Genomic DNA, 19,397 nt, shown 5'->3' on the forward strand with positions numbered 1-19,397 from the left:
AAAGCGCGTCGCGTTTTCTTGCTAGATCGCCTTGATGAGGCGCAGCAACCCCAGCATCTCGATCAGCCTGCCTTGGCGGAAGGCGATGTAGGTGGGTTCCTCGACGCCGTGGAAGCGGCGCTTGAACGCCGCCTGGCCCTTGAGGTTGAACTTGCTGCGGTTGACCCAGGGCGACTCATAGGCCCGCTCGAAGGCGTTGCGCCAGAAGCTCGATTCGGCAAAGCCGTTGGCTCCGACGTCGAGCATCGGCGACAGGCCGAGCGTGACGACAGAAATGCCCTCATTGCGAAACCGGTCGACGGCGAATTTGGTCAGCCCGATTTCGGCATGCGGCGAGGCATCGATGTGCTTGCGCTTGAACGAGGTGGTGTAGCCGATCACCTTGCCGCCACTGAACATCGGATCGAAATCGAGCAGGGCGACGAGCTCGCCTTCCGGGCTGTAGAGCACGAAACGGCGCATATCGATGCCGAGATGATCGGCAAAGGGCCTGTTGAGGAACGCCATCTCCCAGCGCTTGACGATGCGGTCTGCCCGCCAGTTCTGCGACAGGCGCTGGACCTCGTCGAGATAGACCGCTCCTTCGCCAAAAGAAAACCCCTTCTTCAAGAGCCAGCGTTCGGAATAGCGCACGGTTTCGTTGCGCTTGCCGGAAAAATCGTGAGCCGGCAGCTCCAGCCGCGTGTCGACGCCGAGGCGGTTGACCTGGTAGCCGAGCCCTGCCAGAACGCGAGCCGTCGGTTCGCCGATCTGCACGAACCACGGGCTGTCGGCGGCTTCGACAAAGCGCCTGATATAGTCGGGCCGATCGGCCGGATGGGCGACCGGGTCACCGAGCGCGAAATGGTGCTTCATCTTGGTGCCGAAGGCGATGTAGCCGTCGGCGTCGCCGAAATAGGACAGTTTTTGCTGCACGGCGGTCGAATAGGCCAGCGAGAAGTCGCCGTGCCGGCGGACAAGCGCCAGCCGCTCGACGTGCGAAAAATCCTGGCGCGGCACCTTGGCTGCGGCGCCCTCCAGCAGTCTGTCGAGAAAGATACGCAAGGAGGGCATGGTCGAGCTTCCGCGTGCCGATAATAAACAGAGGCTTGCCCCCAAGGCCTCGAATCAGTCGCATTGACGCGACCTCATTATCGATCATATCGCCCCTGTGCCATATGGGACGTGCCATATAGGACGGGTCCCCATGGCGCACCTGAAAGGAAATCTCGACCGAATGGCGGCTACGACAAGCGAAACGATGCCTATCGTCCTGGGGCCGAAAGGACTCGACGATACGGTTATCGTCATCGGCGCCGGAGCGGCGGGATTGGCCGCCGCCGCCGCGCTTGGCCGGCGCGGCGTGCGGGTCGTCGTGCTTGAAAAGGAGCCGCGGATCGCCGAACCGTGGCGAGGGCGGCACGAGAAGCTGACCCTCAACACGCATCGCGCGCTGTCGGCCCTGCCCGGCCTTGCCTATCCGCCACGCACCGCCGCCTTTCCGAACAAGGATGCCATCGTCGGTTATCTCGAGGATTTTGCCCGCGCGCGCGGCATAAGGGTCGAATTCGGCACCGCCGTCGAGCGGATCGAACGCAGAGGCAATGGCTGGCTCGTCCATACGGGCCGGGAAACGCTGAGCGCCCGCAATGTCATCGTCGCCACCGGCCGCGACCGCTTGCCATGGACGCCGGACTGGCAAGGCAAGGCGACTTTCACCGGCAAACTTGTCCACGCCGCCGATTTCGGCACAGCACAGGACTATGTGGGCAAAAGCGTGCTGGTGGTCGGAGCCGGAAATTCCGGCTTCGACGTGCTCAACCACCTCGCCCGCGCCGACACCAAGGCCATCTGGTTGTCAGCCAGGCATGGTCCGTCGCTGATGCCGAAAAGGATCGGCAAGGTCGCCGTGGCGCGCTTCGGCGGCTTCATGGCGATGCTGCCGACATGGATCGCCGACGCCATGATCGCAGCGATGCAACGGCTGGTGTTCGGCGACCTCGCCCGCTTCGGCCTGCCGCCGGCGCCGAAGGGCGGCGCCAGCCGGCTCGGTGTCGAGCAGATCGCTATTGCCGTTGATGACGGCGCCGTCGCCGCGCTGAAGGCCGGACGGATTTCGGTGGTGGCGCCGGTGGCGGCTTTCGAAGGCGCCGGCGTGCGGCTGAACGACGGCACGGTGCTCGAGCCGGATGTGGTGATCGCGGCAACCGGCTATCGCACCGGCCTGGAGGCCATGCTGGGCGATCTCGGCGTGCTCGACGCCAAGGGCGTGCCGAAGGCCAATGGCGGCACCCCGAGCGGCCAGCCCGGCCTGTGGTTCATCGGCATGCGGCCAAGCCTGACCAGCTATTTTCACAGCGCCGGCCTGCAGGCCGAAGCGATTGCCCGTCAGATCGCCAAGGGGTTGTAGACGAGCGCTTCTGGACGGAGAACCACCGCACTTCGGGCTGCTGCTGTGGCGCGGACTGGTGGTTCAACGCATCTGCAAGACGGGATCGAATATCCTGGCGATTGGGCGAAACGCCATCCCGTCGTCATCCACGGGCGAAGCAAGGAGCGTAGCGACGCGGCGCATACCCGAGGATCCATGCCGTGACTTCTGAGCTACGCTGCGTTGCAGGTTCTGCTCCGCTGCTTCCATGGCCAAGGCATGATCCCTGGGTCTCCGCGACGGAGCTTCGCTCCTGCTTCGCCCAAGGATGACGAAGTCGAGATGCGTGCGGCCAACCTCCAAAGCAGGCGCTTGAACTCGCTCATTGCCTTGTTATATAAGATGTTATAGTTATCCAACAGACGGACACCCATGGAAGACATCATTCGATCCCTTGGCTACCTCACCCTCGGCAGCAGGCTGAAGCGCATCGGCAAGCAGTTGCAGGCCGATACGCAGCGCATGCTCGATGGGCTGGAGGTGCCGGTGCAGTCCAGCCAGTATCCTCTGCTGGCCGCGCTGGACCGGCTCGGGCCGCTGCCTGTCGGCGAGCTGGCGCAGTCACTGGGGATCACCCAGCCGGGGGTGACGCGCAGCGTGGCGCTGCTGGCCGAGTTGGGGCTGGTCGAGGCCGCGCCATCGAACGACGACCAGCGCCGCAGGATGATCTCGCTGACCGCGAAGGGCCAGCGCCTGGTCGATAAGGCGAAGAGGGACGTTTGGCCGCGCATCGAGAACGCCGTTGCCGACTTGTGCAAAGGCCTTGCAGGGCCGCTTCTCGAACAACTCTCGGCAATAGAGGACGGCCTGGCCGCGGCCCCGCTCGACCGTCGTGTGAAACAGGATGCTGCGCCATGAGCCATGTCCTCGATCGTCCGGTCTGGAGCGCGCTCGACACGCGGCATCGGATCTTTGCGTATGGCGACAGGCTCGCCAGGCGCTATCCCTCCTCGATCGTCCCCTTCGCGGCTTCCGGGGCAGACGGCGCTGAGAGCCTGCAGGCGCTCGCAAGCCTCATTCCTGCAGGTGAGAGCGTGTTCATGCTCCAGGCGGACCCCATTGCCTTGCCGCCGGAACTGACCGCGACCGTGACCGCCTTCGGCGTTCAGATGGTTGCCGAGGCGCCATTGCCTTCCGTGTCGGACGAGCGTGTGCAGCAGCTGACGCAGGACGACGCGGCCGAGATGCTTGCTTTGGCGTCACTGACCAAGCCCGGCCCGTTCACGCTCAAGGCGCTGAGCCTCGGCGAGTTCTGGGGCGTGAAGATCGGCGGCCGGCTGGCGGCGATGGCCGGCGAGCGCATGAAGCAGCCCGGCTACAGCGAACTCAGCGGCGTCTGCTCGCATCCCGAATTTCGCGGCAGCGGCCTCGGCCGGCTGCTGTCGGTGTTCGTGGCCAACCGAATTTTTGCGCGCGGCGAAGTTCCCTACCTGCATGCCTATGCCAGCAATGCCGGCGCGGTCCGGTTGTACGAGTCCATCGGCTTCAGGCTGAGGGCAGAGATGAATGTGGCCGTCGTGCAGCGCGCCGGCTAGAGGCCTTTGTTTTTTACCCAATTCCGGACGGAAACCGCTTCACACTTTTCTGGAATTGCTCCAGGCCGCCTTGCAGGCCTCAGGCTGATTTCGGCTCCAACCGGCGGAAACCCACGGTTTCCATAAGCATATCTTCCTCGACCATGCCGGCATTGTGCAGCGCAAGCAGGTTCAGCGCGATCTCCCGCGCATCCGCGGAATCGGGATGCACGTCGCGCCTGCGGCAGGCTTCGTCGAACACGCGTTGCAGCCTGGCGATGTCGTCGGGTTTCAGCAGGCCACGGTCATAGACGGACTTTGGCATCGCAGTCTCCTCCAGAAGACGTAGGACGCCATGTTTAAAAGTCCATTCTTTTCCAATGCTTGAGCGCAGCTGCCTGGGTTTGCACGAATCCGACCGAGCGTGGCAGTCAGACCGCGATCGCGCTGCCATTCATTCAGCACCTCGGCCGTGGCCTGTTCCGCCGCAGTCTGCTTGACGTGCCGCCACGCTTGCGAAACAAGAGCTGCCACAAAGGACAGCGAGGCACAAAAGTGAGTTTCTGGGGACTGGCGCAGCTCGTCATTTCGACGGTGATCTTCCTGCTGGCGGCCATCGCGGCCAAGCAATGGGGGCTGGCGCCAAGCCTTGGCAAGATCGTGCTGACACTGGCGCTCTATACGGCGGGCAATCTGATGATGCTGCGGCTGGTTCGTGAGTTCGGCATGTCGGTGTCGTTCAGCCTGTCGGCGGTGATCCAGCTGGTGGCGGTCAATGTGGTGGCGCTGGTGTTCTTCGGCGAACGCGTCAATGCCTTGCAGGCGACCGGCATCGTGCTGGCCATCGCGGCGGTGGTGCTGATCTCGCTCGGGCCTTACCTGCAGGGGCGACTGTAATCCGATGAAGACCCCGCGTGCGTTCACCAACTGGCTTGAATTTCCGGTGCTGCTGGCCGGGCTGGTGATAGCCGCCGGGCTGTGGGGCTTCGAGGAACTGATGGAGGTGGCGCGGGCCACCACGCCGCACGCTTTCGATACTGAGATCCTGCTCGCTTTCCGAAAAGTGGGTCAGCCGGATGTTCCCGTCGGCCCGGCATGGCTGGAAGGCGCGATGCGCGACATCACCAGCCTCGGCAGCTCCAGCGTGCTGGCGCTGATCGTAACGGCGGTGATCGTCTACCTCCTGCTGATCCGTAGGCCGAGGACGGCGCTGCTGATCTTTGTCGCGGTGGCTGGCGGGCAGCTGCTGTCGACCTTGCTCAAGGCCGGCATCGACCGGCCGCGCCCCGATCTTGTCTCGCACCTGGCCAACGAGACGTCGCTGTCGTTTCCCAGCGGCCACGCCATGCTGTCGGCGGTGACCTATCTCACGCTGGGCTCGCTGGCAGCGCGCTTCCTGCCGGGACGAACGACGAAAATCTATGTCCTCAGCCTGGCGGTGCTGGTAACGCTGCTGGTCGGCGTCAGCCGCGTCTATCTCGGCGTCCACTGGCCTTCCGACGTGCTGGCGGGATGGTGCGCCGGCTTCACCTGGGCGACGCTGTGCTGGCTGGCGGCGCGAATGCTGCAGCGGAACAAGGCGGTGGCCGATGGCAACGAGCCCGAAGACTGACGATCCGGAGCGACATTCAAATCAGCCGGTTGATCAGCCCGTGTCCGCAGCCTGCCAGCAGAAAAACCGCCGACAGCAAGGCTGCCGACGTCGTCAAGGTCCTGAAAATCTTCAACTGATATTTCCCCGCCATAAGAGCCAAGGCGGTTAACGTAGCATGCTCATCCCGTATCCCGCCATCCGGCTTTGTGGAGAGATCATGTTTCATGTATGCTTTATGATGGTTGAAACATCACTATGATTGTATTACACGTCGTCTCCGCAGACTCAGACGGGGGTTCCGACCGATGATCACTGCCGCGCAGATGCGCGCCGCGAGGGCGCTGGCCGGCATCGATCAGAAGACACTCGCCGAGCGTGCCGGCGTTTCGCTTCCGACAATCCAGCGCATGGAAGCGAGTGACGGCGTGGTCAGGGGTGTGGTCGATACGCTGATGAAGGTTGTCCAGGCTCTCGACGAGGCCGGGGTGGAGCTCATCGGCGAGAACCAGACCAGCGAGCGCGGCGGCCGGGGCGTGCGCCTCAAGCCGGTCGCGCCGCCGAACCCGCAAGGCTGAGCCGGCATATAGTCGCGACGGCGACCGCCGACAGTCCTGCCGACGATCCCGCCGCCTTCACGCAAGCGGAAGGCAGTCCATGGATCAGATCCGGCGGGCAGTGCATCAACCGGCCCAGAAGTCGGCAAAGCCGACATTTTCAGAGCTGTTCACGCCCAAGCTGGTGACGGTCTGGCGCGAAGGTTACCGCCTGCCGCAGTTCAAGGCCGACTTCATGGCCGGGCTGACCGTCGCCATTGTCGCGTTGCCGCTGTCGATGGCGATTGCGATTGCTTCGGGCGTGACGCCGGAGCGCGGCCTGTTCACGGCCATTGTCGGCGGCTTCATCGTCTCGGCGCTCGGCGGCAGCCGCTTCCAGATCGGCGGCCCGGCCGGCGCCTTCATCGTGCTGGTGGCGGCGACGGTGCAGCGCGAAGGCGTCGACGGACTGCTGCTGGCGACGATGATGGCCGGCATCTTCCTGCTCGCCATCGGCTATCTCCGGCTCGGAACCTATATCAAATTCATCCCTTACCCGGTGACGGTCGGCTTCACCGCCGGCATCTCGATCATCATCTTCTCCGGCCAGATCGTCGAACTGTTCGGGCTGAGGCTTGCCGGGCCGGAGCCCGGGCCGCTGCTGCCGAAACTGATGGCGATCGGCCACGCGGCCGGCACGCTCAATATCTCGGCAACGCTGGTGGCGGCGCTGACCATCGCCACCATCGTCGGGGTGAAGCGCTGGCGGCCCGGCTGGCCGGGCATGCTGATCGCCGTCGGACTGGCCTCCCTTGTCGTGGCGCTGCTTTCGCTGCCGGCGGAAACGATCGGCACCCGCTATGGCGGCATTCCGCGCAGCCTGCAATTTCCGGCGCTGCCGGCGCTCAGCCTCGACAAGGCGCTTGCGGTGCTGCCGGATGCGGTGGCCTTCGCGCTGCTCGGCGCCATCGAATCGCTGCTGTCGGCCGTGGTCGCCGACGGCATGACCGGGCGGCGGCACCGTTCCAATTGCGAGCTTGTCGCGCAAGGCTTTGCCAACATCGCGTCTGCCCTGTTCGGTGGCATCTGCACCACCGGCACCATCGCCCGCACCGCCACCAATGTGCGGGCCGGCGCGCATGGGCCGGTTTCCGGCATGCTGCATTCGCTTTTTCTGCTGGTCTTCATGCTGGTGGCCGCACCAATGGCGAGCTACATCCCGCTTGCCGCCCTTGCCGGGGTGCTGGCGGTTGTCTGCTGGAACATGTTCGAGAAGCAGGCCTTCGCCACGTTGCTGCGCGCTTCGCGCGGCGACGCCCTGGTGCTGATGGCAACCTTCCTGATCGTCGTCTTCCGCGATCTCACCGAAGGCATCGTCGTCGGCTTCGCGCTAGGCTCGATCCTGTTCATCGACCGCATGGCCAAGTCGATCGCCGTGGAGGCGGATTTGCCGCTGGTGCAGGACGATGTCGCCGACAGCAGCGGCCGCGCCTACGATGCAAGCGAGGCAAGCGACGCCGACACCGTCGTCTATCGCATCTCCGGCGCCTTCTTCTTCGGCGCCGCCTCGACTGTCGGCACGGTGCTCGACCGCATCGCCGACCAGCGCAAGAACTTCATCCTCGATTGCTCGGCGGTGCCGTTCTTCGATTCCACCGCGGCCAATGTCATCGAGGGCGCGGCGCACAAGGCGAAGCGCGCAGGGGTGCGTTTCATCATCGCCGGTGCCTCGCCGCAGACACGGCGCATGCTGATCAACCACGGCGTCAAGCGGCCGCTGGTGACCTTTGCCGCCTCGATCAAGGATTCGCGGGCGCAACTCAAAGCCGCGCCCGCTGGCTGAGCCGGCAAGTGTGCGCCGTCAGTCCAGGCTCAGCACCGCGATCTCGCCCTCGTTCATCAGCGGCACGAAAATCCGCGTGCCGTCTGTGCCGATATCGGCGCTGCCCGGCTTGAACTGCTCTACAGCCTCCGGCGCCTCGCCGACTTTGTACCGATAGAGCGTGCCGGTCATGAAGGCGGTGGCGTAGATGCTGTCGCCGATAGCGACGACGCCATCGAGGTCGGCAAAGTTTTGTGCGCCAGGCAGCGGCGTCACGGCTTTCGTCGCGAGATCGACCGACAGCAGGCCCCCGGGCGCGGCAGTGCTGAAGTCCGGTTTGATGCCCTTGCCCCAGGACGCCACGATCAGCCGATCGCGATCGGCAAAGATGCCGTTGGGCGCGGCGAGCTTCGCATCCTTCACGAACAGTTCCGGCTTGTCGCCGTCAATGCGGTAGATCGCATCGGCCAGCATGTCGGTGACATAAACCTTGCCCGAACTGTCCGATGTCACGTCGTTGAGGAAAACGGCGCCGGGCACATCGATGGTCGAGATGAGCTTGCCGCTGGCGAGATCGACGATGCGCACCTTGGTGATATCGGCGACGTAGAGCTTGCCGCCGGAGATCGCCGAGCCTTTTGGTGCATCCATGCCGTCGGTCCAGTGCTTGCTAATGATCTTGCCGTCCAGCGACAGCACCGAGAGATAGCCGTTGCCGTCGGCCTCCCCAGGATTGCCGACGATGTTGGAGACGATGATGCGACTGTTGGCGGCGTCGAACAGCGCCGATTCCGGTTGCTCGAAGCCCGAGGCGCGCCAGAGTTCGGCGGCCTCGGCCGCAGGTGCGAGCGCGATACCGAAGGCGGCGACGCAAATCGAGGGGATGAGGGTTTTCACGGCCAGGTCTCCTGTGGTGGATGGCGGAGAGCTAGAGATGTCGATACTTTTCCGGAAGGGCGATTGCCGCTAGTATCGAAACGCGATACCAAATCGCGAGAAAAGAGGTGCATTCCATGAACGGCCTGATCTTCGAGGCGCTGAAGCGGACGCTGAAGGCCAAAGGCGTCACCTATCGTGAGCTTGCCGGGCGGATGGGCGTTTCCGAGCCGACGGTGAAGCGCATCTTCCACGAGCGCAACTGCAAGCTCGACCGTCTCGTCGGGATCTGCGCTGCCGCCGGCGTCGAGCTGGAAAACGTGCTGGGGTCGATGAACCGGGGGCCGGGACCGGTCAACCGCATCGCGCCGGAGGTCGAGCGCGAGCTTGCCGGACGGCCGGCGTTGCTGTTCATCTTCGTCATGCTATCGGAGAAATTCACGCCCGAGGGCGTCATGCGCTCGCAGGGCTTGAGCGAAGCGTCGATGTTCCTCTACCTGCGCGATCTCGAAGCGCTCGGCCTCATTGCGCTGGGCAGCGGGCTGTCGGCACGGCTGCTGGTCGACACACCGATCCAGTGGAATTTCGAAGGGCCGCTCAGGCCGCTGTTCGAGATGACAAACAAGAATTTCATCGGCTGGGCGATCACCCATCTGGAGCGGGAAGCGACCTTCGTCTCTTTCTCCAGGCGGATGCGGCCGGAGACGGCGGAGATGGTGAAGCGCGAGGCGGAGGAACTGGCCGAGCGCGCCAAACTGCTCGCCCATCACGACCAGCACACGACGCCGGAAGACGGGCTGACCGGCTACAAATGGACGTTTGCTTTTGGCGCAACCCCGTTTCCGGCGATCATGCCGATCGGCCCGCACCCCAGGGATGCCGGTGCGTCCGACCGGCCCACCGCTCCGGCAAAGGGACGCCGTCCGTTGCCGGCTTGACGCGCCAGCCGCGTTTCAAAAACGAAACCATGATAGAGTCGCGCGCTGATTTGCCTGACTGTACGGGGCGGGTTTGCCGAATGCGTGACCGTCCCCGCAAAATCGAAGTGATCCTATGCCGACCGCGCCAACACTTGAACTTCGCCGCTATTCGCGCCTGAAAAATTTGCGGGAGCGCGCAGAACGCCAGGGTGCTGCATTGCAGTTCTGGGCGCGCACGGCATCGCTCGCCGTGATCTCCTGCTTCTTTTCATTGATCAGCCGCTGGGATGCCTCGCTGCTCTTCGTGCTGGCGGGCCTCGCGCTGTTCCAACTCGTCGGCCTGATCCAGTTTCGCTTTGCGCGCCGTCGCAACGCGCCATGGTGGATCGGTTACCTCGTCGGTACGCTGGACATCATTCTGTTGACCGTTCTGCTGGTAACGCCCAACCCGTTTTCCCAGGAGGTCGCGCCAGCCGCGATGCAACTGCGCGAGGGCAGCTTCAAATTCCTGCTGATTTTCGTATGCCTTGGCGCGCTGACCCTTTCGACACGATTGGCGCTCTATCTCGGCGCGCTCGCGGCCTTGACGTGGACGATCGGGGTGGGATGGGTGGTTTTTCATGCGGGAACCGTCATTCCGGCAACGAACCTCTATTCGCTGCCGCTGACAGAGCGACTGAATCTCTATCTCAACCCCAATTTCGTCGATACGTTCGCGCAGGCGACCAATGTGTTGGTTGTGCTGATTATCGGCGCGATCATGGCGCTGGTCGTCTCTCGTTCCCGACATCTGTCGGAAGACTATGTCAAGGCGGAGCGCGCCCGCGCCAATCTCGCCCGGCATTTTTCGCCCAATGTCGTCGACCAGCTCGCCACGGATGACGAGCCCTTCGGCCCGGTCCGCCGGCAGGATATCGCGGTGCTGTTCGCCGACATCGTCGGCTTCACACACTATTCCGAGGATCATCCGGCCGAAGCAGTGTTCGAACTACTGCGTCAGTTCCACCGTCGCATGGAGCAGGTCGTTTTCGACCACCATGGCACCGTCGACAACTATATCGGCGATTGCATCATGGCGACCTTCGGGGTTCCGCAAGCCAGCCATGACGACGCAACCCGGGCCATCCGGTGCGCTGAAGCGATGATCGCCGCTATCGAAGACTGGAATGTCCAGCGTGTGTCCAGAGGATATCCGCCGCTGGACGTTCGGATCGGTGCACAATATGGCGCCGTCGTCCTCGGCGCGGTCGGCAGCGAGCGCAACCTGTCCTTCGCGGTGGTGGGCGACACCGTCAACGTCGCCAGCCGTTTGCAGGCGCTCTGCCGTGAGCTTCAGGCGAATATTTGCTTTGGGTCACGACTGATCGAGGCCGCGAAGGCGGAATCGCTCGGGACACAGCTGAATGCGCGCGATCATGGACCGGTTAGCATCCGCGGCCGGGACGAACCGGTCCATGTCTGGGTCGAACACAGAGCCGAAAACCAGGGCGCTATTGCGGTTTCGGCGTGATGCAGGCCGCCATGTGAGACGCCTGCACCTCGGCAGGATGGACGCCAGAAACCTCGACAGGATCGCGCCCGCCAGCGTGCGCAAAGCTGGCCCGTTCGAGAGCGACTTTCGCTGCCGCATCGATGCGGTTTGGTCGAAATGGTTAGCCGTGCGTTTTCAAATGCAGCATCGGATGGTGTTCGTAGTGCCCGGCGCCATTCTTCACGATCGGGTCCTCCGAGGTGATCGCCTCTATGTCCAGATCATCGGCAATCCGATAGAGCGACACCCCATAACCGCCAGCCGGGTCCATCACGGGGCCGTGCGCGACGATAAGCCTCTTTTCAAGCAGGTCATCCAGGAATGCTCCGTGCTGCTTCATCCACTCTTCCTCATCGGTGGTCATCGTTGCCAGAAAGTCGGAACGCGGCGGAATATATTTGCACAAATAGGACTTCATTCGGCGCTCCTCGGCGAAAGGAGGCTCGCCTGCCGGACTGGCCTGGCGATGCCTTGATTTTAGATCAATCGGCCACGCCCATCTGCTTGCGGAAGCTCTTGTCGAACATGTTTTCGGGCACGAAGCGCCGCATGAAGCGAAGACGGCCTGCCGTTTTGCCAGGCGTATAGCGCATGCTCGGCGTCTTTTCGGTGGCTGCCTGTACCACTTTGTCGGCCACGGCTTCCACCGGATCGCCGCTCGCGATTCTGTTGCGCCAGGTCGAATTCATGGCTGAGCGCCCCTGCTCGTAGACGCCGGAAATCCGGTCAGGCTGTTCGGCGTTCTCTTCCAGTCCGGTGCGGGTGAAGGCGGGCTCGACAAGGGAAACCCTGATGCCGAACGTTCGAAGTTCGTGATCGAGCGACTCGGAATATCCTTCGACTGCGTGTTTGGTGGCGGTGTAGAGGGCGGTGAATGGCCCCGGCAGGAAACCGGACACCGAACTGATGTTGATGATCCGGCCCTCGCCCTGTCTGCGCATGATGGGCAGCACTTCATTGGTCATGCGAACGATGCCGAAGACATTTATGTCGAACAGGCTTTGGGCTTGAGCGACCGATGATTCCTCGGCGCCGCCGATCAGGCTGCGGCCCGCATTGTTTACCAGTACGTCGATCCGGCCGGCGAGGGCGACAACTTGCTTGATGGCGTCTCTGACGGACCCATCATCGGTGACGTCGCAAGGGACCATGTGAATGCCCTGACGCACTTCGTTGGGCGCAGCTCGGCGGCTGGTGCCGAACACGCGATACCCCGCCCGGATGAGCGCAAGTCCGGCCGCATGCCCGATGCCACCCGAAGCGCCGGTGATCAGCGCGATCTTCTCGGCGCGCGACTGAACTTGTGTCATCTCAACTTTCCTGCCTAATGATTATGATCGTAATCATTGGGTGATAATGACCGCCGTAATCATTGTCAAGCGCCTCCGCCACGTCTTATATGTCGATCATCATCAATAGGAGAGGATGCGGTCGTGAAGGTGAGCAAGGAGATGGTCGAGTTAAATCGAGAGCGGGTCATCGATACCGCTGCAAAGCTCTTCCGCGAACAAGGGATCGACGGGATCGGCATTGCCGATCTGATGAGCGCGGCCGGGCTTACCCACGGAGGCTTCTACCGACAATTCAAGTCGAAGGACGACCTCATCGTTCAGGCCATGCAGCGGGCCTTCAGTGACATGAGCGCCGATCTATCCGCCCGGCTCGCTTCGACCGATACTCCGTTGGAGACGCTCGTGCGCCACTACATCTCGGACCATCATCGCGACAATCCGGGGCACGGATGCAGCCTCACCGCACTGGCGGCCGATGCCGCCCGGCACGACGATCCAGCGCTTCGATCGTTCTTCGGAAGCATCGTCAGCAATTATGTCGCGTTGATCATTTCACTCCTGCCGGGAAGCGACCCGGCCGCGAAGCGGAGTGCCGCGATCGCATTCCTAGCGGAAATGGTCGGATCGGTGATCCTCTCCCGCGTCGTGCCCGATCCGACGCTTTCCGCTGAGATCATCGACACTGTCTCGAATGATCTCATAGGGCGCCACTCGCCATCGGCGCCGGTTTGAATGGTTGCTATTCGGCGGCCTTCGCCTCAGCGGCCCTATCTTCCCAGGTCACCGCCCGGTAGTCGAACCCAAATTCCAGCGTCGGTTTCACGATGCGGAAGAAGGGCGACAGGTCGAAGTCGCGCGGCGTGTAGAGCGAGTGGTGGCGGATGTGCAGGATTTCGCGGCGTGAATAGTTCGACTGCGCCGAGGCGCGGCCGGGCGCGCGGGTGATCTCGGGCAGGATCGGGTAGCGGATCTCGCCATAGGCTTCGGCGATCAGCGTCGAGCAGATGGCGCGGGTCGGATCGCCGGAACCGAAAGCCAGCATGCGGCGGCGCCAGCGCACCGGCACCGGTGGCGTCGGCAGGAAAAAGCGCAGCATGTCGAAAATGTTCTTGAGATCGTATTTCAGGCCGAGCTTGCCGATCATGAAGGCGACGACATGGTCGCGGTCTTCCGGGGTCAGCCCGCTCGCCCGGCAGATACGGGTATTGTAGGTGCGGTAGCGCGACAGCGGCACGGCGACACAGCCTTCGCCGAGCGTGACTTCGATCAGCCGACGCCGTTCCGATCCGTCCTCCGGCTCGGACAAGGCATCGCCGATATAGAAAGCCGCATGCGACCAGGTCGACTGTGTCAGGTATTTGATTGCCGCCGAGATCTTCTGGTTGCCTTCGATGAGCAGGATGTCGCCGGGCTCGAGCGTGCGCCGCAACGTCTCGGCGTCGGACGGCGTGTAGGGCTCATAGCCGGAGGATTCGTCCTGCAGCCGGCCGGCAAGCCAGCGGCCAAGGCGGTCGAGAAGCGTGTCGCGCGGCGCGGTCATGGCAAAGTGTGACTAGCACGAGGTGACGTCCTCGGCCATGATCAACCGACCGGGACCTCTTCCGAGGATGCCGGGCCGGCGAGGTCGTCGCGCGCATTGCGCGCGAGTTTCTTCGTCGAGCGCTTGGGGCTGTCGCCGAACAGCTCGGCCGCTCCGGCAAGGCAGCTCTTCTTCAGGCTTTTTTCCGAGCGCTTCAAAAGCTTGCCAAGAAGCCTTGTGTCCTGCGCATCGCCGAGCGGCTCACCGTCGGCCTCGAGCAACACGCGCATGACGAAGACGTCGTGCAGTTCGCCGAGCCTTTCGCCCAGTTCGTCGACTGCCTTGCGCCGCACCTTGATCGGCGTCGGCCATAGCCGGCCGAGCAGCGACAAATGCATCGAGTGGGTCTTGGCAGCCTTGCGCAGATCGTGGAAATCCTCGGCTCCTCCGTGGGATCCGGCTTTGTCCAGCGCCTTCCTGGCCCGGCGCAAGGTCTTGCGAGCGCCTTCCGCAAGCACATCGGCTGCATGCTCAGGCAGATCGGGGAGCAGCAGCCGCTCTATCCTGATGAGGCCTTCCTCGCAGGCGGCGGTGGCCGCGCCTATGGCGGCGTCGAGGCCGGCGCCGGCATGCATTTCATGCTGGCGGGCAATCAGCCGGTCGCGCACGCTGTCGAGGCCGCCGCCGGCAACCTGCTCGGGGAAGGCGGCTGCCAGCCGGTCGACGGTCTCGACCAGGGCGGTCGCCTCGCGCGGCCCGGCAAGCAGCGCCGCCACCTGCCGGTAGCATTGATTCTCAGTCTGACAAAATGTTTCGTTGCCGGAACGGACCAGCCGCAGCAACGAACGCGCACTCTTCAGCCGCTTGCGGCATTTGTGCAATGCCTGCTCCGGCTGGTCGCGCGCGACGGCCAGATGGGCAAGCGCCTTGCCGATCTCCTCGCCAAGGATACGCCTGACCTCGCCGGTCAGCGGCAGGCGCGGGTCGATGCGAAAGCTCATGCGGCGATCTCCGGAATCCCCCTAGAGCATGATGCCGAAAAGTGTGAAGCGGTTTTCGGACGACATCATGCTCCATCTCTTTTGATTTAGAGCCGGATTCCGATTTTAGGTCGACCCGACCTAAAATCATCCGGCTCTAGGGCGAGCGACGCGTTGTAAAATCTCTGCTCGCCGGTCACTTCGCGGCCGAGCCAATCAGGCAGCATTTCGTCAGGTACATCCTCCGGCGTCTCCAGTTCGGCCACCACAAGGCCGGCTAGAATCCCGCCGAAAACATCGACTTCGTAGAGATAGCCGCGATGCCTAACATGGTGGCGTGTCTTCTCGATGACATGTCCGATGGCGAAGGCCAGCATCTCCTCTGCGTCCGCCAGTGGAATTTCATATTCGTATTCGTCACGCTCGCGGATCTTGCTGCCGAATTTAAGCGTCAGCTTCGCCGAACTGCCGTCGCTGATGCGCACGCGCACGGTGCGGCCGGGTGTGGCGGCAAGATAGAACTGGCGAATGCGTATATTCGCCTCGGCCATTTCCAGCCATTCGGCGCTGGAGACCAGGAACTTGCGTTCGACTTCCTTGCCCATGGCCGCCCACTAAAGCGTCTGCGGCCCGACATGGCAAGCGGCCGTAGACAATCAATTTGACTTTAATCAATCGATTGATTAAACAGACCGATATGATCAAATCCGCGCCCGACAAAATGCCCCGCCAGGAGACATCGCCCGCCGAGCAGACGCGCGCCGCACTGGTGCTGGCCGCGCTCAAACTGTTTGGGCGGCAGGGCTTCGACGGCACCTCGACGCGCGAGATCGCGGCGGAGGCGAAGGCCAACATCGGCTCCATCGCCTATCATTTCGGCGGCAAGGAAGGGCTGCGCGCGGCCGCCGCCGACCACATCGTCGAGACCATCCAGGCGGTTGCCGGCCAGGCGCTCGGCGGCATGCAGCTGCAAGGTCAAGCCAGTCCAGAGGCGGCGCGGGCGCAGCTCTCGACCGCATTGGAGCGGATGGTAGGATTTATCGTCGCCAGGCCGGAGGCGGGCGAGATCGTACAATTCGTACTTAGAGAGTTGTCGCATCCGACGGCCGCCCTCGACCGCATCTATGACGGGGTGTTCGAACCGACGCATCGCCGCCTCTGCCAGATCTGGGAACAGGCGACGGGCGAGCCGGCCGAAAGCGAGGCCACCAAGCTCGTGGTCTTCACGCTGATCGGCCAGGTCATCTATTTCCGCATAGGCCGCGAAGCAGTGATGCGTCGTATGGGCTGGCGCGAGATCGGTAACACCGAAGCCGCCAAGGTGGTGGCGGCGGTCACAAGCAATCTTGGCGCCATACTGGCGGCCCGAAATCCGGTCGCCCGCAAGGAGAGCAAGCGATGAGTTTTCTCTGTTCCCTGCCGCTCGCAGCCCAGCTGTTCGGCGCCTGCGCGCCGGCAGCGCCGCTTGCCGTCGGCTATGTCGAGGGCGACTATGTCTTGCTGGCGCCGATCGAGGTGGCGCAGGTCGAGACCGTCGCGGTCAAGCGCGGCGACCGTGTTGTATCAGGCACGCCGGTGGTGACTCTCGAAAGCGCCGACGCAAAAATCGCCGTCGCCCAGGCAGAGGCCGCGCTCGCCCAGGCGCAGGCGCAGCTGGCCGACCTGCAGATCGGCAAGCGGCCGGAGGAGATCGCGGTGCTGAAGGCCGAGGTCGACATGGCCAAGGCCCAGGCCACGGATGCCAAGCGCAAATACGACCGCGCCGCCGACCTGTTCAAGCGCGGTGCCGGCACGCAGGCCGACTACGACACCGCCGCCGCGACGCTGGAGACCGCCAATGCGCAGGTCGGCCAGGCGCAGGCCAACCTCGCCGTCGGCGGTCTGCCTGCGCGTCCCGAAACGATCAAGGCGGCAGACAATCAGGTCAAACAGGCGCAGTCGGCGTTGGAACAAGCTGAGTGGCGGCTGTCGAAGCGCGTGCTGGCGGCACCTTCGCCCGGCCGCATCAATGACGTCATCCGCAATTCCGGCGACACCGCCGGTCCGACCGCGCCTGTCATTTCGATGTTGCCGGACGGTGCGGTGAAGCTCAGCGTCTATGTCCCGGAAAGTGCGTTCTCGTCGATCAAGGTCGGCACGCTGCTTGTCGTCCATTGCGACGGCTGCGGGCCGGAGGTGAAGGCGCGCGTCAGCTATGTCTCGCCCGACCCGGAATTCACCCCGCCGGTGATCTACTCGCTCGAGAACCGGCAGAAGCTGGTCTACCTCGTCGAGGCGCGGCCTGAGGGCAAGGCGCAAGCGCTGCAGCCGGGACAGATCGTCGATGTCGAGCTGGCGGCCTCCGCAAAATGAACGCCATCGACGTTCATGGCCTGGTCAAGCGCTTCGGCGACAAGACTGTCGTCGACCATGTGACGATGACGGTGGCCGAGGGCGAGATCGTCGGCTTTCTCGGGCCCAACGGGTCCGGCAAGACGACGACCATCCGCATCATGTGCGGCCTGCTGACGCCCGACGAGGGCGAAGGTACGGTGCTGGGTTTCAACATCCGCACCGAGTCGCTCCGCATCAAGCGCGAAGTCGGCTACATGACGCAGAAATTCTCGTTCTACGAGGATTTGACGATCGGCGAGAATCTCGAATTCGTGGCGCGGCTCTACCGACTGAAGCCGGTCGAGGAGCATGTGTCGAAAACGCTGGAAGAGCTTGGCCTCACGAGCCGCCGCAACCAGCTCGCCGGCACGCTGTCGGGCGGCTGGAAGCAGCGGCTGGCACTGGCCGCCTGCATCATGCACAAGCCGAAGCTGCTGCTGCTCGACGAGCCGACCGCCGGCGTCGATCCGAAGGCGCGGCGCGAATTCTGGGACGAGATCCACCGGCTGGCGAGCGGCGGTCTGACCGTGCTGGTGTCCACCCACTACATGGACGAGGCCGAGCGCTGCCACCGCATCAGCTACATCTCCTACGGCAAGATGCTGGCCACCGGCACGGTGGACGAGGTGGTGACGAATGCCGGTCTGACCACCTTCGTGCTGCAGGGACCGCGCCTCGACCAGGTCGCCGATGCACTCAGGGACCGGCCCGGCGTCGACCAGGTGGCGCCGTTCGGCGCGACGCTGCATGTCGTCGGCTCCGACAAGGCAAAGCTCGAAAAGGCGCTCGCCGATGTCGAGAAGGAGCACAAGGGCGTCAGCGTAAAACCCGGCGAGACCAGCCTCGAGGACGTCTTCATCCAGTTCATGTCCGGCTCGAAGGACAATATGGCATGAACAGGGTCTTCTCCTTCGCCAGGCTCGGTGCGCTGCTGATCAAGGAATTCATCCAGATGCGGCGCGACCGCATCACCTTCGCCATGATGCTGGGCGTGCCGCTTTTACAGCTGGTGCTGTTCGGCTACGCCATCAACAACGATCCCAAAAGCCTGCCTGCCGCACTGGTGGCGACCAGCAACGACCCCTACACCCGCGCCATTGTCGCGGCCCTGCAGACGACCGGCTACTACCGCTTCGATCATGTCGCGCAAAGTGCCGAGGACGCTGAATTCCTGATGGCGCGCGGCGATGTCGCCTTCGTCGTCACCATCCCGGCCGATTTCGGCCGCCGGGTGGAGCGCGGCGACAACCCGCAGATCCTGATCGAGGCCGACGCCACCGACCCGGCCGCCGCCAGCGGCGCCATCTCGACGCTGAGCAAAGTGGCCAGCCAGGCGCTGCTTCGGGCGCAAGGCATGCAGGAGGCGGCGACTGAGACCGCCAGGGGCCAGCTCGATGTGGTGGTGCACCAGCGCTACAATCCCGAAGGCATCTCGCAATACAACATCGTCCCCGGCCTGCTCGGCGTCATCCTGCAGATGACCCTGGTGATGATGACATCGATCGCGCTGACGCGCGAGACGGAGCGCGGCACGATGGAAAACCTGCTCGCCATGCCGTCCAGTCCGTTCGAGATCATGCTGGGCAAGGTGCTGCCCTATCTGGTGGTCGGCGGCGTCCAGGTGGTGGTGGTGCTGGCGGCGTCGAAGCTTCTGTTCGCCATTCCTTTCACCGGCTCGATGTCGCTGCTGCTTACCGCCGTGCTGGTGTTCGTGCTGGCGCTGGTGCTGCTTGGCTACACCATCTCGACCATCGCCCGCACGCAGATGCAGGCGCTGCAGCTGACCTTCTTCTTCTTCCTGCCGTCGATCCTTTTGTCCGGCTTCATGTTCCCCTATCGCGGCATGCCGGGCTGGGCGCAGACCTTCGGCGAGATTTTCCCGCTGACGCATTTTTTGCGCATTACCCGCGCGGTGATGCTGAAGGGCGCTGAACTGCCGGCGGTTGCGGGCGAGATCGCCTGGCTGGTCGGGTTCGTGGCCTTGTTTGCCGGCGTCGCATTGGTGCGGTTCAGGCGCACGCTCGACTGAGCGT

The 19,397-nt window shown here is 63.7% G+C and carries 23 protein-coding genes; 14 read left to right on the top strand and 9 right to left on the bottom strand.

The window, feature by feature from the left end:
• Nucleotides 1-21 precede the first annotated feature (21 nt).
• Nucleotides 22-1,053, bottom strand: a complete 1,032-nt coding sequence (locus NKJ64_RS14525) for a phosphatidylglycerol lysyltransferase domain-containing protein (RefSeq protein ID WP_023714442.1) — start codon at nucleotides 1,051-1,053, stop codon at nucleotides 22-24.
• A gap of 133 nt (nucleotides 1,054-1,186) precedes the next feature.
• Between NKJ64_RS14525 and NKJ64_RS14530 the strand changes: the two genes are divergently transcribed.
• The 3 genes from NKJ64_RS14530 (at nucleotide 1,187) to NKJ64_RS14540 (ending at nucleotide 3,945) form a co-directional block, all read left to right on the top strand.
• Nucleotides 1,187-2,389: a flavin-containing monooxygenase gene (locus tag NKJ64_RS14530; RefSeq protein ID WP_352462820.1), complete on the top strand. Its 1,203-nt coding sequence runs from the start codon at nucleotides 1,187-1,189 to the stop codon at nucleotides 2,387-2,389.
• Nucleotides 2,390-2,782: 393 nt separating this feature from the next.
• Nucleotides 2,783-3,268: a MarR family winged helix-turn-helix transcriptional regulator gene (locus NKJ64_RS14535; protein WP_352462821.1), complete on the top strand. Its 486-nt coding sequence runs from the start codon at nucleotides 2,783-2,785 to the stop codon at nucleotides 3,266-3,268.
• Nucleotides 3,265-3,945, top strand: a complete 681-nt coding sequence (locus tag NKJ64_RS14540; protein WP_023739827.1) for a GNAT family N-acetyltransferase — start codon at nucleotides 3,265-3,267, stop codon at nucleotides 3,943-3,945. Before NKJ64_RS14535 ends, NKJ64_RS14540 begins: the two co-directional genes overlap by 4 nt.
• 79 nt (nucleotides 3,946-4,024) lie before the next feature.
• Here the strand turns inward: NKJ64_RS14540 and NKJ64_RS14545 are convergent, their stop codons facing one another.
• Entirely contained in the window at nucleotides 4,025-4,249 is a 225-nt protein-coding gene (locus tag NKJ64_RS14545) for a hypothetical protein (RefSeq protein WP_023687518.1), read from the bottom strand.
• Nucleotides 4,250-4,479: 230 nt separating this feature from the next.
• On the opposite strand from NKJ64_RS14545, the gene NKJ64_RS14550 reads away from it, so the two are divergent.
• Together NKJ64_RS14550 and NKJ64_RS14555 are read left to right on the top strand one after the other, a co-directional pair.
• Entirely contained in the window at nucleotides 4,480-4,821 is a 342-nt protein-coding gene (locus NKJ64_RS14550) for a hypothetical protein (protein ID WP_023681268.1), read from the top strand.
• A gap of 4 nt (nucleotides 4,822-4,825) precedes the next feature.
• Entirely contained in the window at nucleotides 4,826-5,536 is a 711-nt protein-coding gene (locus NKJ64_RS14555) for a phosphatase PAP2 family protein (protein WP_023701943.1), read from the top strand.
• Nucleotides 5,537-5,552: 16 nt separating this feature from the next.
• Here the strand turns inward: NKJ64_RS14555 and NKJ64_RS14560 are convergent, their stop codons facing one another.
• Complete coding sequence (locus NKJ64_RS14560; RefSeq protein WP_023687515.1) at nucleotides 5,553-5,744, bottom strand: hypothetical protein; 192 nt, start codon at nucleotides 5,742-5,744, stop codon at nucleotides 5,553-5,555.
• Nucleotides 5,745-5,823: 79 nt separating this feature from the next.
• Here NKJ64_RS14560 and NKJ64_RS14565 point away from each other — a divergent pair, with 79 nt between their 5' ends.
• Both NKJ64_RS14565 and NKJ64_RS14570 read left to right on the top strand, forming a co-directional pair.
• A complete protein-coding gene (locus NKJ64_RS14565; protein WP_023687514.1) occupies nucleotides 5,824-6,093 on the top strand; it encodes a helix-turn-helix domain-containing protein in 270 nt (89 codons plus the stop codon).
• A 79-nt stretch (nucleotides 6,094-6,172) separates the two neighbouring features.
• Nucleotides 6,173-7,894: a SulP family inorganic anion transporter gene (locus NKJ64_RS14570; protein ID WP_352462822.1), complete on the top strand. Its 1,722-nt coding sequence runs from the start codon at nucleotides 6,173-6,175 to the stop codon at nucleotides 7,892-7,894.
• Nucleotides 7,895-7,912: 18 nt separating this feature from the next.
• Here the strand turns inward: NKJ64_RS14570 and NKJ64_RS14575 are convergent, their stop codons facing one another.
• A complete protein-coding gene (locus tag NKJ64_RS14575) occupies nucleotides 7,913-8,770 on the bottom strand; it encodes an SMP-30/gluconolactonase/LRE family protein (RefSeq protein WP_352462823.1) in 858 nt (285 codons plus the stop codon).
• A 116-nt stretch (nucleotides 8,771-8,886) separates the two neighbouring features.
• Here NKJ64_RS14575 and NKJ64_RS14580 point away from each other — a divergent pair, with 116 nt between their 5' ends.
• Nucleotides 8,887-9,687: a helix-turn-helix domain-containing protein gene (locus NKJ64_RS14580; RefSeq protein WP_352462824.1), complete on the top strand. Its 801-nt coding sequence runs from the start codon at nucleotides 8,887-8,889 to the stop codon at nucleotides 9,685-9,687.
• Between the two features lie 115 nt (nucleotides 9,688-9,802).
• Nucleotides 9,803-11,179 (top strand): adenylate/guanylate cyclase domain-containing protein, encoded by a 1,377-nt coding sequence (locus tag NKJ64_RS14585; RefSeq protein ID WP_352462825.1) that lies wholly within the window; start codon nucleotides 9,803-9,805, stop codon nucleotides 11,177-11,179.
• 142 nt (nucleotides 11,180-11,321) lie between these two features.
• Here the strand turns inward: NKJ64_RS14585 and NKJ64_RS14590 are convergent, their stop codons facing one another.
• On the bottom strand, nucleotides 11,322-11,618 hold the full coding sequence (locus NKJ64_RS14590; RefSeq protein WP_023703852.1) for a YciI family protein: 297 nt from the start codon (nucleotides 11,616-11,618) through the stop codon (nucleotides 11,322-11,324).
• Nucleotides 11,619-11,682: 64 nt separating this feature from the next.
• Complete coding sequence (locus tag NKJ64_RS14595; protein ID WP_023673282.1) at nucleotides 11,683-12,510, bottom strand: oxidoreductase; 828 nt, start codon at nucleotides 12,508-12,510, stop codon at nucleotides 11,683-11,685.
• A 123-nt stretch (nucleotides 12,511-12,633) separates the two neighbouring features.
• Here NKJ64_RS14595 and NKJ64_RS14600 point away from each other — a divergent pair, with 123 nt between their 5' ends.
• Entirely contained in the window at nucleotides 12,634-13,224 is a 591-nt protein-coding gene (locus NKJ64_RS14600; RefSeq protein ID WP_023755334.1) for a TetR/AcrR family transcriptional regulator, read from the top strand.
• Nucleotides 13,225-13,231: 7 nt separating this feature from the next.
• Here the strand turns inward: NKJ64_RS14600 and NKJ64_RS14605 are convergent, their stop codons facing one another.
• From NKJ64_RS14605 to NKJ64_RS14615, 3 genes are all read right to left on the bottom strand, one after another.
• Nucleotides 13,232-14,032 (bottom strand): C40 family peptidase, encoded by an 801-nt coding sequence (locus tag NKJ64_RS14605; RefSeq protein ID WP_023755335.1) that lies wholly within the window; start codon nucleotides 14,030-14,032, stop codon nucleotides 13,232-13,234.
• 41 nt (nucleotides 14,033-14,073) lie between these two features.
• Entirely contained in the window at nucleotides 14,074-15,012 is a 939-nt protein-coding gene (locus NKJ64_RS14610; RefSeq protein ID WP_023755336.1) for a CHAD domain-containing protein, read from the bottom strand.
• A gap of 86 nt (nucleotides 15,013-15,098) precedes the next feature.
• The gene (locus NKJ64_RS14615; RefSeq protein WP_023728787.1) at nucleotides 15,099-15,596 is read right to left on the bottom strand and encodes a CYTH domain-containing protein; all 498 of its coding nucleotides are present in this window, start codon (nucleotides 15,594-15,596) and stop codon (nucleotides 15,099-15,101) included.
• A 92-nt stretch (nucleotides 15,597-15,688) separates the two neighbouring features.
• Between NKJ64_RS14615 and NKJ64_RS14620 the strand changes: the two genes are divergently transcribed.
• From NKJ64_RS14620 to NKJ64_RS14635, 4 genes are read left to right on the top strand one after another with little or no spacing between them, the layout of a single operon-like run.
• On the top strand, nucleotides 15,689-16,393 hold the full coding sequence (locus NKJ64_RS14620) for a CerR family C-terminal domain-containing protein (RefSeq protein WP_023755337.1): 705 nt from the start codon (nucleotides 15,689-15,691) through the stop codon (nucleotides 16,391-16,393).
• Nucleotides 16,390-17,343, top strand: a complete 954-nt coding sequence (locus NKJ64_RS14625; protein WP_023681280.1) for an HlyD family secretion protein — start codon at nucleotides 16,390-16,392, stop codon at nucleotides 17,341-17,343. The genes NKJ64_RS14620 and NKJ64_RS14625 overlap by 4 nt, the downstream gene beginning before the upstream one ends.
• Nucleotides 17,340-18,260, top strand: a complete 921-nt coding sequence (locus tag NKJ64_RS14630) for an ABC transporter ATP-binding protein (protein WP_023673289.1) — start codon at nucleotides 17,340-17,342, stop codon at nucleotides 18,258-18,260. The genes NKJ64_RS14625 and NKJ64_RS14630 overlap by 4 nt, the downstream gene beginning before the upstream one ends.
• Entirely contained in the window at nucleotides 18,257-19,393 is a 1,137-nt protein-coding gene (locus NKJ64_RS14635) for an ABC transporter permease (RefSeq protein ID WP_023755338.1), read from the top strand. Before NKJ64_RS14630 ends, NKJ64_RS14635 begins: the two co-directional genes overlap by 4 nt.
• The last annotated feature ends 4 nt before the right edge of the window (nucleotides 19,394-19,397 follow it).

The organism is Mesorhizobium sp. M0062 (assembly GCF_040323125.1).
Lineage (GTDB): Bacteria > Pseudomonadota > Alphaproteobacteria > Rhizobiales > Rhizobiaceae > Mesorhizobium.

Bases quoted from the DNA above. Each gene is read 5' to 3' on its own strand.
- NKJ64_RS14525 (WP_023714442.1), bottom strand. From the start codon at position 1,053: ATGCCCTCCTTGCGTATCTTTCTCGACAGACTGCTGGAGGGCGCCGCA.
- NKJ64_RS14530 (WP_352462820.1), top strand. From the start codon at position 1,187: ATGGCGCACCTGAAAGGAAATCTCGACCGAATGGCGGCTACGACAAGC.
- NKJ64_RS14535 (WP_352462821.1), top strand. From the start codon at position 2,783: ATGGAAGACATCATTCGATCCCTTGGCTACCTCACCCTCGGCAGCAGG.
- NKJ64_RS14540 (WP_023739827.1), top strand. From the start codon at position 3,265: ATGAGCCATGTCCTCGATCGTCCGGTCTGGAGCGCGCTCGACACGCGG.
- NKJ64_RS14545 (WP_023687518.1), bottom strand. From the start codon at position 4,249: ATGCCAAAGTCCGTCTATGACCGTGGCCTGCTGAAACCCGACGACATC.
- NKJ64_RS14555 (WP_023701943.1), top strand. From the start codon at position 4,826: ATGAAGACCCCGCGTGCGTTCACCAACTGGCTTGAATTTCCGGTGCTG.
- NKJ64_RS14560 (WP_023687515.1), bottom strand. From the start codon at position 5,744: ATGAAACATGATCTCTCCACAAAGCCGGATGGCGGGATACGGGATGAG.
- NKJ64_RS14565 (WP_023687514.1), top strand. From the start codon at position 5,824: ATGATCACTGCCGCGCAGATGCGCGCCGCGAGGGCGCTGGCCGGCATC.
- NKJ64_RS14570 (WP_352462822.1), top strand. From the start codon at position 6,173: ATGGATCAGATCCGGCGGGCAGTGCATCAACCGGCCCAGAAGTCGGCA.
- NKJ64_RS14580 (WP_352462824.1), top strand. From the start codon at position 8,887: ATGAACGGCCTGATCTTCGAGGCGCTGAAGCGGACGCTGAAGGCCAAA.
- NKJ64_RS14585 (WP_352462825.1), top strand. From the start codon at position 9,803: ATGCCGACCGCGCCAACACTTGAACTTCGCCGCTATTCGCGCCTGAAA.
- NKJ64_RS14590 (WP_023703852.1), bottom strand. From the start codon at position 11,618: ATGAAGTCCTATTTGTGCAAATATATTCCGCCGCGTTCCGACTTTCTG.
- NKJ64_RS14595 (WP_023673282.1), bottom strand. From the start codon at position 12,510: ATGACACAAGTTCAGTCGCGCGCCGAGAAGATCGCGCTGATCACCGGC.
- NKJ64_RS14605 (WP_023755335.1), bottom strand. From the start codon at position 14,032: ATGACCGCGCCGCGCGACACGCTTCTCGACCGCCTTGGCCGCTGGCTT.
- NKJ64_RS14610 (WP_023755336.1), bottom strand. From the start codon at position 15,012: ATGAGCTTTCGCATCGACCCGCGCCTGCCGCTGACCGGCGAGGTCAGG.
- NKJ64_RS14615 (WP_023728787.1), bottom strand. From the start codon at position 15,596: ATGGGCAAGGAAGTCGAACGCAAGTTCCTGGTCTCCAGCGCCGAATGG.
- NKJ64_RS14620 (WP_023755337.1), top strand. From the start codon at position 15,689: ATGATCAAATCCGCGCCCGACAAAATGCCCCGCCAGGAGACATCGCCC.
- NKJ64_RS14625 (WP_023681280.1), top strand. From the start codon at position 16,390: ATGAGTTTTCTCTGTTCCCTGCCGCTCGCAGCCCAGCTGTTCGGCGCC.
- NKJ64_RS14630 (WP_023673289.1), top strand. From the start codon at position 17,340: ATGAACGCCATCGACGTTCATGGCCTGGTCAAGCGCTTCGGCGACAAG.
- NKJ64_RS14635 (WP_023755338.1), top strand. From the start codon at position 18,257: ATGAACAGGGTCTTCTCCTTCGCCAGGCTCGGTGCGCTGCTGATCAAG.